Genomic DNA, 13,837 nt, shown 5'->3' with positions numbered 1-13,837 from the left:
TATGCCGGCATTTGAATATCAAGCCTTTAATCAGAAAGGTAAAAAAGCTAACGGAGTACATGAAGCCGATACCGCGCGTCAAGTGCGCGCTTATTTGCGTGAGCAAGGACTTACCCCCCTAAAGATCGAACAAGTCGCCGAAAAATCTACGGCTAAAGCTGCTGGATTTCGCTTCAAACGGAAAATTAGCACCAGCGATTTGGCCTTGTTGACGAGACAGTTAGCCACCTTAGTTGCGGCGGCAATGCCGATTGAGGAATCCTTGAAAGCGGTGGCGCAACAGGCTGACAAACCCAAATTAAAGAGTGTTATTTTAGGGGTTCGCTCTAAAGTTGTAGAGGGCTACAGCCTCGCCGACAGTATGGGCGATTTCCCAGAGGTCTTTGAAAAACTGTATTGCGCCATGGTGGCGGCGGGAGAAAAGTCGGGTCACCTGGATAAGGTTCTAGAAAGGTTGGCCGATTATACCGAGCAACGCCAAGCGATGCGCATGAAAACCATGCAGGCTTTAATCTACCCAGCGGTATTAACGCTGGTGTGTATATCGGTGATTGCCATCTTACTGGTTTCGGTGGTGCCTAAAGTCGTCGCGCAGTTCGAGCATATGGGACAAACGCTGCCAGCGGCAACCCGTTTCTTAATTTATATCAGCGACTTGGTGAGAGATTACGGTTTAGTTTTTGTGATTGTTATTGTTTTGGCAATGGTCCTTTGGCAGCGGATGTTGCAGAAGGATAAAATTAGAATGAACTGGCACCATCGCTTACTGTCGATACCAGTGCTTGGTAAAGTCACTAAAGGTCTAAATACGGCGCGTTTTGCTCGAACACTGAGTATTCTTAACGCCAGCGCGGTTCCCTTACTTGAGGGGATGGGCATTGCAGGCGAAGTATTGACTAACGATTTTGCGCGTGCGCAGGTACTTGATGCTGCTGCCAAAGTACGTGAAGGAGAGAGCCTGCATCAGTCGTTAGAGGCAACGAAGCTGTTCCCGCCGATGATGTTACACATGATCGCCAGCGGTGAACGCTCCGGTGAGTTAGAAGGAATGCTGGAGCGTGCCGCTGACAACCAAGACCGTCAGTTTGAAACTCAAGTAAACATAGCTTTAGGGATATTTGAGCCCGCCTTGATCGTTAGCATGGCGGGTATCGTGCTATTTATTGTGATGGCTATCTTAATGCCAATTTTGGAACTTAATAATATGGTAGGGCTTTAGAACCTACCCGTTTTTCGGAGTAAATAGAATGCAAAAATCGATGTGCTTACCGCGAACTAGCCGAGGCTTTACTTTGCTAGAAGTCATGGTAGTGATTGTTATTTTAGGGATCTTAGCCGGCTTGATTGTCCCTAATTTATTAGGGAATAAAGAAAAGGCCGATATCCAAAAGGCGAAAACGGATATCGTGGCTCTGGAAAATGCTCTCGATATGTATCGTCTCGATAACTCCCGCTACCCGACAACGGAACAGGGCTTAGAAGCTTTGGTAAGCAAACCGACATCATCTCCGGAACCTCGTAATTACCCAGAAGATGGTTACTTACGCCGTTTACAGAAAGACCCTTGGGGCAATGAATACATTATTGTGAGTCCCGGTGAGCATGGTCGTATTGATATCTTTAGTGCTGGCTTAGATGGTGAAGAAGGGACCGAAGACGATATCGGTAACTGGGATCTCGATAAGTAATTTTGGCTGCTTCTGCTTGCAATCCTCAAACCCGCCAGCAAGGTTTTACCTTGCTGGAAGTGATCTTGGTATTGCTGCTGATGTCGATTGGTATTTATACGGTGGTGATGTCGGTGTCGGGTTCCAGTGAGCAGAAAATACTCGAACAAAAAGCCAAGCATTTGGCTGCTTTAGTGCAATATGCTCAAGAACAGGCCCTGTTAACGGGTTACGATTATGGGATCTACACTGATGTTGAGCATTACCAGTTCGTGAGAATGGAAAAGCAACGCTGGGTGGCACTGGACGATAAGATCTTTAAAAAAGAGAAATTTGAAGAGCCCTACGCCTTAGCACTGAGTTTAGAAAACGAGCAGCAGTTAAATCAGGGTTATGGTAGCGGAAAATTGGGTTTTACCGATAATCCTTTGTTTGAAGAAAACTTCATCACCGAAGACGTTGAGCAAAAAATCGTGCCACAAATATTGTTATTGAGTAGTGGTGAAGTCACGCCTTTTAGTTTGCAATTTATATTTGGCGAAAGTCCATCTACTTGGCAGGTAAAGAGTGATGATTTGGGCCAATTAAGTATTGATCGGCAGTCAAGCCAATGAAAGCGCAACGAGGGATGACGCTGCTCGAAGTGATGGTTGCGTTGGCCGTATTGGCCATCGCTGGCACAGCGGTCATGAAAAGTGCTTCAGAGAATCTGCTTAGTCTGAATTATATTCAAGATAAGACCTTCGCCCTATGGGTGGCCGACAATCAAATGGCCGAACTGAAACTCAGCGGGACCTGGCCGGGCACCTCGAGCCGAAAGGGCAACACCGAGTTTGCTGGTCAGCAATGGTATTGGCGCTCGCAAGGGGTTGCAACCAGTGATAGTGATTTTATCGCGGTAACTCTGTCGGTTTATCGCAGCGCCGAAGAAAAATCAGCGCTGGCTGAAGTCACTAGTTATTTGAGCCGCTAATGAAGCAACGTGGATTTACGCTATTAGAGATGTTGGTGGCTATCGCTATTTTTGCCATGTTATCGATAGCGGCCTATCAAGTCTTGCAAGGGGTTTTGCATAGTGATCAGATTTCGCAACGCCATGGTGAACGATTAAGGCTACTACAGCGAGCTATGTTCTTGATGCAGCGTGATTTTAGCCAAATCGCGCCGCGCTCTGTTCGGGATGAAACGGAAGAACAGCGAGCGCTGCTTGTGGTTGGTAAGTATCTGCTGGATAGCGATGATATGGGGATTGAAATGGTCAGCTTAGGCTGGCGGAACCCCTCTTCGGTGCTCAATCGCTCTCATTTGCAGCGAGTTGCATATTTGATAAAAGATCAAAAGTTAATTAAGCGTTTTTATCAATATCCCGATGTTGTTGTGGGCTACGAGCCGCGAGAAATGGTATTGCTGGACGATGTCGAGGGTTTGAGTTTTCGTTTCTATGGTTCTAAGGGGTGGAGCGAGCAGCCGCCAGAAGGGAGTCAGTTGCCCAGTGGTGTGGAAGTGACACTGCGATTGAAAGACTATGGTGAATTACGCAGGGTTTATATCACCGCAGCAGGTAGTCGAGCCGCTGTGGCGAGCAAAGCACAAGAAAATACCAATACCAATGATGGCAAGACTGGCGATAACGGTTCATCTAACGATCAATCCAGTAAGGGTGCCGAATAATGCAAGGGTTCTCTGCTCAGCGCCAGCGCGGGGTCGCATTATTAACCGTCATGCTTATTTTGGCGGTGATGGTGGTGGTGGCTGCACAGTTTAGTCAGCGCTTGCAGCTCGACCTAGCGCGAGCCAGCAACTTACAACAATCTATACGTGCTCATTGGCTATTATCGGGGGCGGAAGCGTTTGCCATTAAAGTCTTAAAACAAGATCTAAAAGATGATGATAGGGTGCATCTGGGGCAATACTGGGCCACTGAGGGAATGGTGTTCCCTGTCGAAGATTCGGTGATTAAGGGCAGTATTCATGATTTACAGGCCTGCTTTAATTTAAATGCTCTAGGGCAACCGAATAAAACGGATGGACAGCCGCCCAAGGTGGCTGCGCAATTTACCGGTTTATTAGTGGCCTTGGGCGTGGACGCTTATCTCGCTGAGCAGATCACGGATGCCACTCGGGATTGGATTGATGCGGATACAATTCCTTTGGCGCAGGGCGCCGAAGACGGTGTATATGAAGGTTTAATTCCGCCTTATTTACCGGCGAATATGCCGATGGTTGAGCGCAGCGAATTTCGAGCGGTATATGGCGTAAATGCTGCGATTTATCGCAAAGTCTCACCTTATATTTGCGCTTTGCCGCAGTCGACTTTGGCGATTAATGTGAACACAATTGCACTCGATCAACCGCAATTGCTCGAAGCGCTGTTTTATCCGGATTTAGATAGCAGTAGCGCGCAACAGGTCTTGAATGACCGACCAGATGAAGGCTATCGTAGTTTAGATGAAATGATGGCACATAATGCTTTATCAGGCATTTCTCTGAGTGCGTCAGGGGTTAAGTCGTCGCTAACATTAAATTCAAATTATTTTATGGCACAACTGCAAATAGAAAATGAACAAGGACAAGCACAGATGACCAGCGTTATTCAGCGCAGTGGCAAGGCCGATCTTAAGTCGATCCGCAGAACTTACGGAGGCGCACAGTGAACGAGCAACTGTTAATCCGCTTACCCAGTAGCGACCAAGATGTCATCAACTGGATGGTTTGGTCTGATAACGAACAAGAAGTGATTGCCGCTGGAGAGCTTAGCGGAAGTGCGGCGTTGAGTTCATTACAAGAAAAAGCCGAACATCGGCGAGTCACGGTGTTGGTGCCAGCCTGTGATGTGACACAACATCATTTAATTTTGCCGAAGTCGGCGCAGCGTTCTTGGCAACAAGTTGTCCCATTTATGTTGGAAGAGCAACTCGCTCAAGATCCCGACGATTTACATATTTGTATTTTGGCTAAAGCTAAAGATGGGGTTGACGTTGCTTGTGTGAGTCAGCAGCAAATGTCGGATTGGCTGGAGATGCTGGAAGATGCGAATATTTCTAGTCAGGCGTGGCATGTGGATAGCTTTTGTTTACCTCAGCCAGAGACGGAGCAAGTCAGTGCGTTGCAGATTAATCAGCAGTGGTTATTTCGCTTTGCCGATGGGCGTGGCATGTGTATTGACCAAGCCTGGTTAAGTGTTGCTTTACCATTGTTAGTCAAAGATGACCAGCAATTGCTGATTAAGCACTATAGTCCGGCACCCGATATCGAAGTTGCGGGCATTGAGTGGCAGGCCGCTTCACCAGAATTACCGATGAAGTTGTTGGCCGACGGTGCAAAAAAGGCAAGTTTCAATTTATTACAAGGCCGCTACGCTACCGAAAATCCAGTGACTAAGTTATGGGCACAGTGGAAGAAAGCTGCGATAGCCGCTGGGCTTTGTTTTGCGCTAGCGCTCACTTGTCAGCTGCTTGATACCTACAATACCGAACAACAATTAGCCACTGTCGATGCCAATCTTCGTCAGGTTTATAAGAAGGTATTTCCTCAGGTCTCACGGATCCGAGATAGTCGGATCCGCAGTGACTTTCGCAAAGCTATAGCTGCACTTGATCAAGCGCCTCAGCAAGACTTTTTAATGATGATGACTCAGCTGTCATCAGCCTTCGGTAATACTGATGATTTTAAGCCATTGAGTTTGCGTTATGAGCAAAAGAAGGGCGAAATCCGTTTACAAGCTCAGGCACCATCGTTCCAAAGTTTTGAACAGTTTCGCCAAGCTTTAAAGCCCTATGCGAGCGAGCAAGGTACGTTAAGTAACAAGGCGGGTGGGGTTGTAGGAACGCTGATCATAAGGAAGGTTTTATGAAACAATGGTGGCAAAGTTTAAATAAGCGTGAGCAAAACTTAGTGATGCTGGCTAGCATCTTGTGTTTTGTCGCCGTTTTATATTGGGGTGTTTGGTCGCCGGTGGCGCAAGCAAACCAAGCTGCGAAACAGCGTTTAGCGACACAACAGCAAACCCTATTGTGGGCGCAACAGCAAGGTGCGGTGATTTTAGCGAATGGCCATACGCAAGCCAATGCTGGCACAATTAAAGTGAATCAAGCGGTCAGTAGTATCGCCCGTCAACAGCGTATTAGCATTAGTCGAATTCAACCTAAGGGCGATAGTGAAGTTGAAGTATGGATTGAAAATGTCCCTTTTAATCAATTGTTGGGGTGGTTGAATATGCTTAGTCAACGTTACGGTGTCGTTGTTGAAAGTATCGATTTAGATGAAGGGAAGCAAGCCGGTACGGTTGGTGTGCGCCGCTTACGCTTAGGTAAGGCAGAATGAAGAAGTATCTTGGATTAGCGCTGTTATTGATTTCTGTTTATTTGGTTAGTTTGGTGGTCACCATGCCCTTGTCGGTGGTCCTCAATTACCTTCCAATTCCCAAACAAGTGATCTTGAATCAGCCTCGCGGTTCGGTGTGGGATGGTCAGTTGGCGAGTATTAATTTACCTCAGCTGAGTTTAAAACAAGTGCATTGGCAGGTGAAACCGAGTGCCTTATTGAGCGGCCGACTCATGGCTGAGTTGAGTTTGGGGAACGATCATGAGCTCGCAGGACAGGGTTTAGTTGGGCTTGGTCTGTCGGGATGGTTTGTCAAAGATTGGCAGCTTAACGCGCCAGCAAGCTGGCTGATGCAACAGTTACCGTTGGGGCTTCCAGTTTCGGTTGACGGCGAACTTCAACTGCAATTGACAGAAGCAAGCCAAGGTAGTCCATGGTGTGAACAATTACAGGGACAGCTGCGTTGGTTGGCACCATTGATCAATTCGCCCTTAGGTGAATTACAGCTAGCAAATGCGAAGGCTGAGCTTGCTTGTAAGCAAGGACAGCCGACAATTCAGTTGAATCATCGTGACTCGCAAGTCGAACTTGAGTGGTTCGCTTCACTGACTTCCTCGAGTTGGGCTACCGAAGGCAAAATTAAAGCCGGAGCGGAAATGCCCAGTGGTTTAAGTAACAATCTTAAATATATTGGAAGAGTCGATCCACAGGGATATTATCGGTTCAAAGAGCAGGGGCGTTTACCTCGTTAACATCGGGCCTGAGCTTACCAATTGTTGGGTGAGCGGCTGGTAATCGTCAACGGATGGGAAGTGTTTAAAAGACTTGCTCGCTTGCTGTGAATCGGGGTTGCGGATCCCTAATAGAAATTTAATGCCAAAGCGGCTGGCTTGCTCAAGCAGCTTCTCATTATCATCAATAAACAGGGTGCGTTCTGGCTCGAAGGGGTGATGCTCAAGCAGTGCTTGCCATAGTTCAGGTTTTTCTTTGGGATAACCAAATTGATGCACGCTAAACTGTTGGTCCAAGTATTGATCTAAACCGGTCACCCTAACCTTGGTGGCGAGACCATCGGGATGGCAATTGGTGAGTAAAATACGTTGTTTGCCTGCTTGTGCTAAAGCGTTTAAAAAGGGTTTTACGTTATTGCGCCATGCTATTTTATGCTCTACCTCGGTTTTAAGCTGGCGTATATCGATGTTGGTTTTGTTGCTCCAGTAATCGAAACAATACCAATCTAAGGTGCCTGCAACGGTTTCGTAATCAGCCATTAGTTGTTCACGGGCCTGTTCTGTACTGATCTTATTTTGCTGAGCAATTGCGATCGGTAGATAATGCATCCAAAAATAATTATCGTAATGGAGGTCTAGCAAAGTGCCGTCCATATCCAGCAAAACGGTATCTATTTGGCTCCAGTTAAACATTCTTGTTCGCAAATCCTTGAGTGCTTCTAACAGCAATGTAACAATGATACTACGTCAATGATAGCAGGAACCGCGATGAGTAAGCATCATCCGCCCCGATTAGTAGACAGTGCCATCACTGCTGAAAGTCGTTATTTCAAAATTGAAGAATTACACCTTGAGTTTAGTAATGGCGAATACCGGACCTATGAGCGCTTGGTTGGCTCGGGGCGCGGCGCGGTCATGGTACTGCCTATCACTGAGCAAGGTGAGCTGTTATTGGTGAGTGAATACGCCGCCGGAACAGAGCGTTATGAGCTAGGCTTTGTAAAAGGCTTGATCGATCCAGGAGAGACCGCACTGGTTGCCGCCAATCGAGAGTTACAAGAAGAAATTGGCCTGATAGCGAGTGAATTTCAGCTGCTTACCGAACTCTCGGTGGCGCCGAGTTATTTCTCCAGTCATATGTCGGTTTATGTGGCACAGGGGCTTCGTCCGAGTATTTTACCTGGCGATGAACCAGAACCGTTGCACATGATTAAAGTTTCTTTGCAAGACTTAGACAGTGTATATAGCCGTGAAGACTTTTCTGAAGCGCGTAGTGTTGCATCATTGTTGTTATTAGAAAAATGGTTGAAGAAAAATAAGGTGGATTGCTAGAGGATGTTTGAGCCTGTCAGTGTGTTATCAGAAGTGATTGAAATTGCACGTGGTGCTGGTGAGTTAATCCGTAGCATTTATGAGAAAGGTGATTATGTCAGCGAGGTGAAACAAGATAAAACACCCGTGACCTCAGCTGATTACGCAGCCCATCATTTTATTATGAATAAGCTTTCCAGCTTAACTCCAGAAATCCCCATTTTGTCTGAAGAACAGGCGAATATTCCTCTAGAAGAGCGTCAAACTTGGCAAACTTATTGGCTAGTCGACCCTTTAGATGGTACTCAGGAGTTTGTTTCTGGGAGTGGTGACTTTGCTACCGAAATTGCCTTGATCCACGATAACCAACCGGTATTGGGGGTGGTTTATGGACCTATCGTGCAAATATTGTATGCAGCAGTCAAGGGGCATGGTGCGTTTAAAGAGCAGGCGGGTAAACGAACCAAAATTCGTAGTCGTCATTACGATAGTCCGCCCGAGCAAATCCGGGTTGCCACCAGTCGAGTGCAGCGCCCTGCTTTATTGCAAGCGATTTTAAATTGTAACTATCATTACAAACTTTATCCTTTAGGTAGCGCTAGCTTAAAAAGTTGCTTGGTCGCCGAGGGCGTTGCTGATTGTTATATTCGAGTCGGCCCAACTGGCGAATGGGATACTGGCGCGCCGCAGATCATCTTAGAAGAAGCGGGTGGCGGATTGTTGGATTTACATTTACGCGACCTAAGCTATAACCAGCGCGAATCCTTAGAGAATCCTAATTTTATTTCTTTGGGTGACCGACAACTGCCGTGGCGAGATATTCTGAAAAACCCCAGCTAAGTAACATCTAAGATACATAGTTCTTATATTCGTTTTTACAATGGTTTAACCTCAGGGGAATAGCGGGTATAATTTTGCCAATAATGACAAGGATGCCTAATACTGCAGACAGTAGGCACAATGAGGAGAGATAAAGGTGAAGCTTTTGAATTGGAAAACATTGCTGGTATCACTGTGCTTAAGCATATTACCCAGTGCGTTTGCGGCTGATATGTCTGATGAAGCGATAATCGAGCGGATTAAACCTGTCGGCTCCGTTTATTTAGATGGCGAACTTGCCGTGACTAAAGCCCCTGCTGCCGCAAGCGGTCCTCGAGATGGGGCCACTGTTTTTAATACTTATTGTACGGCTTGTCATAGCACTGGTGTTGCCGGAGCACCTAAAAAAGGTGATGCAGCCGCTTGGGAGCCTCGTATTGCTCAAGGTAACGAGACCTTATTTAACCACGCTTGGAACGGGTTTAATGGTGTGATGCCAGCCAAGGGCACTTGTGGTGATTGTAGTGAAGATGAAATTAAAGACGCGATTGCCTATTTAACCCAATAAGGCCAGCCTGTTAAGCAATAAAAAACCACCGTGAACGGTGGTTTTTTATTGCCAGAATAATTAGCGTCGTTTACGGCGTTTTTTCTTTTGTAGTTCGGCAATCATTTTCTTTTTTTCTTCTTTTTCGGCGACTAGCTTGGCCGTTTCAACTTTTTCAACTGCCACCATCGCTGGCGTTTCCAAGCTAATTCGACCGATAGTTGCATCGCGTAGTTCGTTAAGAATGATGGTGGCAACCTTCACGTAGTCGACCTGACCACCACGAACCAAACAGCCTCGGCGGCGACCAATCTCTTCCATCAAGACAATTTCTGACTCAGGTAAATCTTCAAGTTTATAACGGGCTTTTAACTGTTCGGGATAGGCTTCTAATAGATATTCGCAAGCAAAGGCTGCGACATCATCATAATCCATGGCTGTATCTTTGACCGCTCCGGTTGTTGCCAAGCGGTAGCCGCTGGCGACATTGTCGAACTTTGGCCAAAGGATCCCTGGCGTATCTGAGAGGATGATGTTGCCCTCTAGACGGATCCTTTGTTGAGCCTTGGTTACCGCAGGTTCGTTGCCGGTTTTAGCGATGGTTCGTCCCGCTAAGGCGTTAATTAAAGTCGATTTACCGACATTAGGGATCCCACAAATCATAGTATGGATTGGCTTATCAACGCCCCCTTTATTGGGTAACATACTACGACATAAGCTTAGTAATTCTTGCGTCTGATTCCCCTGAATAGTACACAAGGGAATCGCTTTCACCCCTTGCTCTTGTTCAAAGTATTGCTGCCATTGGCGGGTGATCTCGGGATCGGCTAAATCACTCTTGTTTAACACTTTGATACAGGGTTTATCACCACGTAGGGTGGCAACCAACGGGTTCTCACTGCTATAGGGGATCCGAGCATCCAATACTTCGATGATCAAATCGATATTTGGCATCACTTCTTTGATTTGTTTCTGGGCTTTGTGCATATGCCCTGGATACCATTGAATTGCCATCCTATCCCCTTACCATTTCATCAATTTGGCGCTCATTGTACTCACTCAAGCTATAAAGTGTAGTGCTTTGTGCCGATAGCTGTACCAACATGTGGCGAAAGGATAAAAGAAAATCAAGAGCAAATGTAAGCAGTTGTCACGGATGTAGGTTTATTACTGATAATTCTTATTTTAACTGCTATGTTAAAGGGGCGCTTTCTGGTATCAATTACTTTGAGGCTGAATGCTCTGGTGGTTGCCCTAGCGGGAGTGTTTAGCTTGTTAATTTTAAGTGTTAAAATTAATCAGGATCCGTATCTCGCCGTTATTTTTGAGATATAAATTAAGGCTAACAATATTTGTTAGTATTCATAAGCCACTTTTAGGCAATCTTAGGGAAGAGATCATGTCTACCAATGAGCTAAAACAGCAGGCTGAGATTATTCACGCTGCTGATAGTGTCGATTTTCATTCTCCAAAGCAACACAGTCACCGTTCAGAGGTGAGTCTGCAAGTTCGATATGAGCACCATAAGGCGCGCCATCAACATTATAAGAAAGCCTATCGACATGTTAGAAAGTATCGTTGGATTAGTGCCGCGCTGGTGGTCATTAGTTTTGCGTCGGTATTTTATTTAGTCGCTCTATTACCGACTTACCATGATTTGAGACACGATTATGAAGGCTTGTTAAGTGATTTTAATGTGGTTGAACAGCAAAACTTGAAATTGAACCAAGCTTTACAATTAGAACGAAAGTATAACTTCGAACTAAATAAAGAGAATCACCCCGAATTACGTGTATTTGCCTTTGATAGTTTGATCGCCATCGATCAACAACATGTTCGTTCGGCTTTTTTTGTTGAGTCGGAAAACCAAGGGAAACAGATTGGCGTGAGTTACCAGTTGTTGGTTGAAGGGCCGATTGAGCAAGCCTTGGTGATGATATTTATTGACCAAGGCGGTGAAGAAGTGTTTCGACAGGGGATCGACTTTAATCAGCGAGTGGTATCTCAGGGACAGTTGGTCACGCTTGATGGCAGCATGTCTTATGCGAAACAATTGGATATTCGCTACTTTAGGATCGAAGTTCAGGAGATGGACGCTACCAAAAATAAAGACCTCAGCCGCTAATCTGTGGCCTTTGTTCAGAAGGCTACTAACTCATATGGTTTCGTCAAAAGGACTGGTATTAAATATATTTGGCATCATTGCTGATCTATTCTTGGTGATGAAAATCAAAAGACCCTAGACGAGCCTTTTAGTTCGGGCCTGTCAGTTATTCTCGTCAGGTGATGCCATAGTGCTGTTCCTGATATAAAAAATGACGGTTCCTTGTAAAAATAATCTCAAAAGATAAACAGCCTCTAGGCATTGCCAGTTATACTGGGCAACTCCTAGGACCCTATTCAGCATGAAGGTGTAGAGATGTACATTACTGATAATTTTGATAGTGGTAACATTCGAGTTATCGCTTTACAAGATCCGCAAGATATCCAACTTGAAATCAAACATGACAACCAATCTGAGTTTTTTCAGTGGTTTCATTTTCGTTTTGAAGCTGAGCAAGCGCAGTCTTATCAATTCCATATTATCAACGCCAGTCAGTCGGCTTATCCACAGGGTTGGCAAGGTTATCAGGTCGTCGCATCTTATGATCGCCAACAATGGTTTCGCATCGATACCGATTATGATGGTGAGCAATTAAAATTTTCTTTGGCGCTTGAGCAATCGAGTGTCTATTTCGCTTATTTTGCACCTTATAGCTACGAGCGCCATCTGGATCTATTGCAAACCATACAACAAGATCCTCGGGTGAGACTTAGTACCCTAGGGCAAACCTTGGATGGTCGGGATATGAGTTTATTGCAAATTGGTGATGCCGAGCAGGCCAAGCACAAAGTTTGGGTGATGGCGAGGCAGCACCCAGGTGAGACCATGGCAGAATGGTTTGTTGAGGGGATGCTCGCCACGTTATTGGACGAAGATAATCCCTTGGCTAAAAAGCTATTGGAAGAAACCGTATTCTATGTCTTGCCGAATATGAATCCAGATGGTTCAGTGCGAGGTCATTTGCGTACTAATGCCGCTGGTATAAATTTGAACCGTGAATGGCAAAATCCAAGCATGGAACATAGCCCAGAGGTGTTTTTAGCAAGACAAAAGATGTTGGAATTGGGGGGCGATCTGTTTCTTGATATTCATGGAGATGAATCTGTGCCTTACAATTTTGTGGCAGGGTGTGAAGGGGTCCCTTCATATGATGCGCGGCATCAGTTGCTAGAAGAAACCTTTAAGCAAGCGTATATGGCGATTTCACCAGACTTCCAAGATCAACATGGTTATGCCAAGAACAAGCCGGGAGAGGCTAACTTAAAGATTGGCGCCGCATGGTTGGGCGAACAGTTTAAGACATTGTCTTATACCATCGAAATGCCATTTAAAGATAACGCTGATTTGCCTGATGAGGATTACGGCTGGTCACCGGAGCGGGCAATGCAATTGGGCGCAGATGTGTTGTTTCCAATTAAGCAGAGCTTAGCGCGTTTGTCGTGTCTTATTTAGCTATTTAGCGCTTAATTTTGAGCATACAAAAAGGAGGTTATGATGGATGACCTCCTGATTCGTTGTAGCTACAAGAGAAGTCGCTAGACTTGCTTTTTCTTTTTTAGTCTATTGGTTAGATTTTTTTATTTGATGTGTTCGGTTATTGGAATCATCCTCCTAGTCGATGATCGCCATTGTTTAAGGGGGCATTTCGCCACTTTTAGTATGTTGTGATTCACTCGTTACAGGTAGCCGTTGGCCGCTTTTCATCCGCTTCCGAGCGAAGTCTCGTCGGTAAAGTGAGCGCAATCATGAATCAATCAAGAGCCGACGACATGGAAGTCGTGCAGAGGAGCAGTCTCAGTGATTTAGCGAAACTTGATGTTTTATCTTTGAGCTAAGATATCAGAGTCACTCACTAAGGTTCTATAAAGGTGCGCGACTTGACGATACAAGCCAGATTAGCCTTGATTCGTTGAAGGGTCTTCGAATCAAAGGCTAATCGGTGTTTTAGTCCCTTGAATTTACATAGTACATGTTTACTCTGTAGTTTAAATTCTGGAAAAGTTCTGTAAAGCTAGAGTAGACGAGGCTTCTAAGGCTTTTCCAGAAATATAGCAAAAATCACAAAAATTTTGTTGAGATGCAAGATTCAGGAAAGAATTTTCCAGAGGACAAAGTTTTTTTTGCGCAGGAAGGGTAGACGAAATTTATTGAAATCTTTCTTCTTGCTCGAAGTGGCCCTGAAATGCTTTACAATCTTAAATGTCGACATACTAACAAGAGTAAAGCTAACTAGTTGCCTACAGCATATGCTAGGGGAGCACTCAAACGCTTGTCTCCTAACTCGATTATTGCTAGATTCTCGTTATGAATAATATTTCAATGCCTACATTATCCA

16 protein-coding genes are annotated in these 13,837 nt (G+C 45.4%); 14 read left to right on the top strand and 2 right to left on the bottom strand.

Annotated elements, in window-relative coordinates; genetic code table 11:
* Position 1 precedes the first annotated feature (1 nt).
* From gspF to ACRRSY_RS20640, 9 genes are read left to right on the top strand one after another with little or no spacing between them, the layout of a single operon-like run.
* Positions 2-1,219, top strand: a complete 1,218-nt coding sequence (gene gspF / locus ACRRSY_RS20680) for a type II secretion system inner membrane protein GspF (RefSeq protein WP_432455685.1) — start codon at positions 2-4, stop codon at positions 1,217-1,219.
* A gap of 28 nt (positions 1,220-1,247) precedes the next feature.
* A complete protein-coding gene (gene gspG / locus ACRRSY_RS20675) occupies positions 1,248-1,688 on the top strand; it encodes a type II secretion system major pseudopilin GspG (RefSeq protein WP_432455686.1) in 441 nt (146 codons plus the stop codon).
* A gap of 2 nt (positions 1,689-1,690) precedes the next feature.
* Complete coding sequence (gspH, locus tag ACRRSY_RS20670; protein ID WP_432463930.1) at positions 1,691-2,281, top strand: type II secretion system minor pseudopilin GspH; 591 nt, start codon at positions 1,691-1,693, stop codon at positions 2,279-2,281.
* On the top strand, positions 2,278-2,640 hold the full coding sequence (gene gspI, locus ACRRSY_RS20665) for a type II secretion system minor pseudopilin GspI (RefSeq protein ID WP_432455688.1): 363 nt from the start codon (positions 2,278-2,280) through the stop codon (positions 2,638-2,640). Before gspH ends, gspI begins: the two co-directional genes overlap by 4 nt.
* The gene (gene gspJ, locus ACRRSY_RS20660; RefSeq protein WP_432460319.1) at positions 2,640-3,338 is read left to right on the top strand and encodes a type II secretion system minor pseudopilin GspJ; all 699 of its coding nucleotides are present in this window, start codon (positions 2,640-2,642) and stop codon (positions 3,336-3,338) included. The genes gspI and gspJ overlap by 1 nt, the downstream gene beginning before the upstream one ends.
* Positions 3,338-4,321 (top strand): type II secretion system minor pseudopilin GspK, encoded by a 984-nt coding sequence (gspK, locus tag ACRRSY_RS20655; protein WP_432463929.1) that lies wholly within the window; start codon positions 3,338-3,340, stop codon positions 4,319-4,321. The genes gspJ and gspK overlap by 1 nt, the downstream gene beginning before the upstream one ends.
* On the top strand, positions 4,318-5,520 hold the full coding sequence (gspL, locus tag ACRRSY_RS20650; RefSeq protein ID WP_432463928.1) for a type II secretion system protein GspL: 1,203 nt from the start codon (positions 4,318-4,320) through the stop codon (positions 5,518-5,520). Before gspK ends, gspL begins: the two co-directional genes overlap by 4 nt.
* Complete coding sequence (gspM, locus tag ACRRSY_RS20645; protein ID WP_432463927.1) at positions 5,517-5,990, top strand: type II secretion system protein GspM; 474 nt, start codon at positions 5,517-5,519, stop codon at positions 5,988-5,990. The genes gspL and gspM overlap by 4 nt, the downstream gene beginning before the upstream one ends.
* Entirely contained in the window at positions 5,987-6,742 is a 756-nt protein-coding gene (locus ACRRSY_RS20640; protein WP_432463926.1) for a type II secretion system protein N, read from the top strand. Before gspM ends, ACRRSY_RS20640 begins: the two co-directional genes overlap by 4 nt.
* On the opposite strand, the gene yrfG is transcribed toward ACRRSY_RS20640, so the two are convergent.
* On the bottom strand, positions 6,731-7,414 hold the full coding sequence (gene yrfG, locus ACRRSY_RS20635; protein ID WP_432463925.1) for a GMP/IMP nucleotidase: 684 nt from the start codon (positions 7,412-7,414) through the stop codon (positions 6,731-6,733). The two genes, ACRRSY_RS20640 and yrfG, sit on opposite strands and share 12 nt — an antisense overlap.
* A 75-nt stretch (positions 7,415-7,489) precedes the next feature.
* Here yrfG and nudE point away from each other — a divergent pair, with 75 nt between their 5' ends.
* The 3 genes from nudE (at position 7,490) to ACRRSY_RS20620 (ending at position 9,419) form a co-directional block, all read left to right on the top strand.
* Positions 7,490-8,053, top strand: coding sequence for an ADP compounds hydrolase NudE (gene nudE, locus ACRRSY_RS20630; protein WP_432463924.1), 564 nt, complete (start codon positions 7,490-7,492; stop codon positions 8,051-8,053).
* A 3-nt stretch (positions 8,054-8,056) separates the two neighbouring features.
* A complete protein-coding gene (cysQ, locus tag ACRRSY_RS20625) occupies positions 8,057-8,872 on the top strand; it encodes a 3'(2'),5'-bisphosphate nucleotidase CysQ (RefSeq protein ID WP_432455696.1) in 816 nt (271 codons plus the stop codon).
* 136 nt (positions 8,873-9,008) lie between these two features.
* Positions 9,009-9,419, top strand: a complete 411-nt coding sequence (locus tag ACRRSY_RS20620; RefSeq protein ID WP_432455697.1) for a c-type cytochrome — start codon at positions 9,009-9,011, stop codon at positions 9,417-9,419.
* 60 nt (positions 9,420-9,479) lie between these two features.
* Here ACRRSY_RS20620 and ylqF read toward each other — a convergent pair whose 3' ends face one another.
* Complete coding sequence (gene ylqF, locus ACRRSY_RS20615; RefSeq protein WP_432455698.1) at positions 9,480-10,412, bottom strand: ribosome biogenesis GTPase YlqF; 933 nt, start codon at positions 10,410-10,412, stop codon at positions 9,480-9,482.
* Positions 10,413-10,797: 385 nt separating this feature from the next.
* Here ylqF and ACRRSY_RS20610 point away from each other — a divergent pair, with 385 nt between their 5' ends.
* Entirely contained in the window at positions 10,798-11,523 is a 726-nt protein-coding gene (locus tag ACRRSY_RS20610) for a hypothetical protein (RefSeq protein ID WP_432463923.1), read from the top strand.
* Between the two features lie 294 nt (positions 11,524-11,817).
* Positions 11,818-12,954, top strand: a complete 1,137-nt coding sequence (locus tag ACRRSY_RS20605; protein WP_432455700.1) for a M14 family metallopeptidase — start codon at positions 11,818-11,820, stop codon at positions 12,952-12,954.
* Positions 12,955-13,837 lie beyond the last annotated feature (883 nt).

It is taken from the genome of Agarivorans sp. QJM3NY_33 (genome assembly GCF_050870865.2).
Taxonomy (GTDB): Bacteria; Pseudomonadota; Gammaproteobacteria; order Enterobacterales; family Celerinatantimonadaceae; genus Agarivorans.
Note: the sequence above shows the minus strand (reverse complement) of the source record. Positions and strands in the feature narration are given on the sequence as shown.

Bases quoted from the DNA above. Each gene is read 5' to 3' on its own strand.
- ACRRSY_RS20640 (WP_432463926.1), top strand. From the start codon at position 5,987: ATGAAGAAGTATCTTGGATTAGCGCTGTTATTGATTTCTGTTTATTTG.
- ACRRSY_RS20605 (WP_432455700.1), top strand. From the start codon at position 11,818: ATGTACATTACTGATAATTTTGATAGTGGTAACATTCGAGTTATCGCT.
- gspK (WP_432463929.1), top strand. From the start codon at position 3,338: ATGCAAGGGTTCTCTGCTCAGCGCCAGCGCGGGGTCGCATTATTAACC.
- gspM (WP_432463927.1), top strand. From the start codon at position 5,517: ATGAAACAATGGTGGCAAAGTTTAAATAAGCGTGAGCAAAACTTAGTG.
- gspI (WP_432455688.1), top strand. From the start codon at position 2,278: ATGAAAGCGCAACGAGGGATGACGCTGCTCGAAGTGATGGTTGCGTTG.
- yrfG (WP_432463925.1), bottom strand. From the start codon at position 7,414: ATGTTTAACTGGAGCCAAATAGATACCGTTTTGCTGGATATGGACGGC.
- gspF (WP_432455685.1), top strand. From the start codon at position 2: ATGCCGGCATTTGAATATCAAGCCTTTAATCAGAAAGGTAAAAAAGCT.
- nudE (WP_432463924.1), top strand. From the start codon at position 7,490: ATGAGTAAGCATCATCCGCCCCGATTAGTAGACAGTGCCATCACTGCT.
- ACRRSY_RS20610 (WP_432463923.1), top strand. From the start codon at position 10,798: ATGTCTACCAATGAGCTAAAACAGCAGGCTGAGATTATTCACGCTGCT.
- gspJ (WP_432460319.1), top strand. From the start codon at position 2,640: ATGAAGCAACGTGGATTTACGCTATTAGAGATGTTGGTGGCTATCGCT.
- gspG (WP_432455686.1), top strand. From the start codon at position 1,248: ATGCAAAAATCGATGTGCTTACCGCGAACTAGCCGAGGCTTTACTTTG.
- ylqF (WP_432455698.1), bottom strand. From the start codon at position 10,412: ATGGCAATTCAATGGTATCCAGGGCATATGCACAAAGCCCAGAAACAA.
- cysQ (WP_432455696.1), top strand. From the start codon at position 8,057: ATGTTTGAGCCTGTCAGTGTGTTATCAGAAGTGATTGAAATTGCACGT.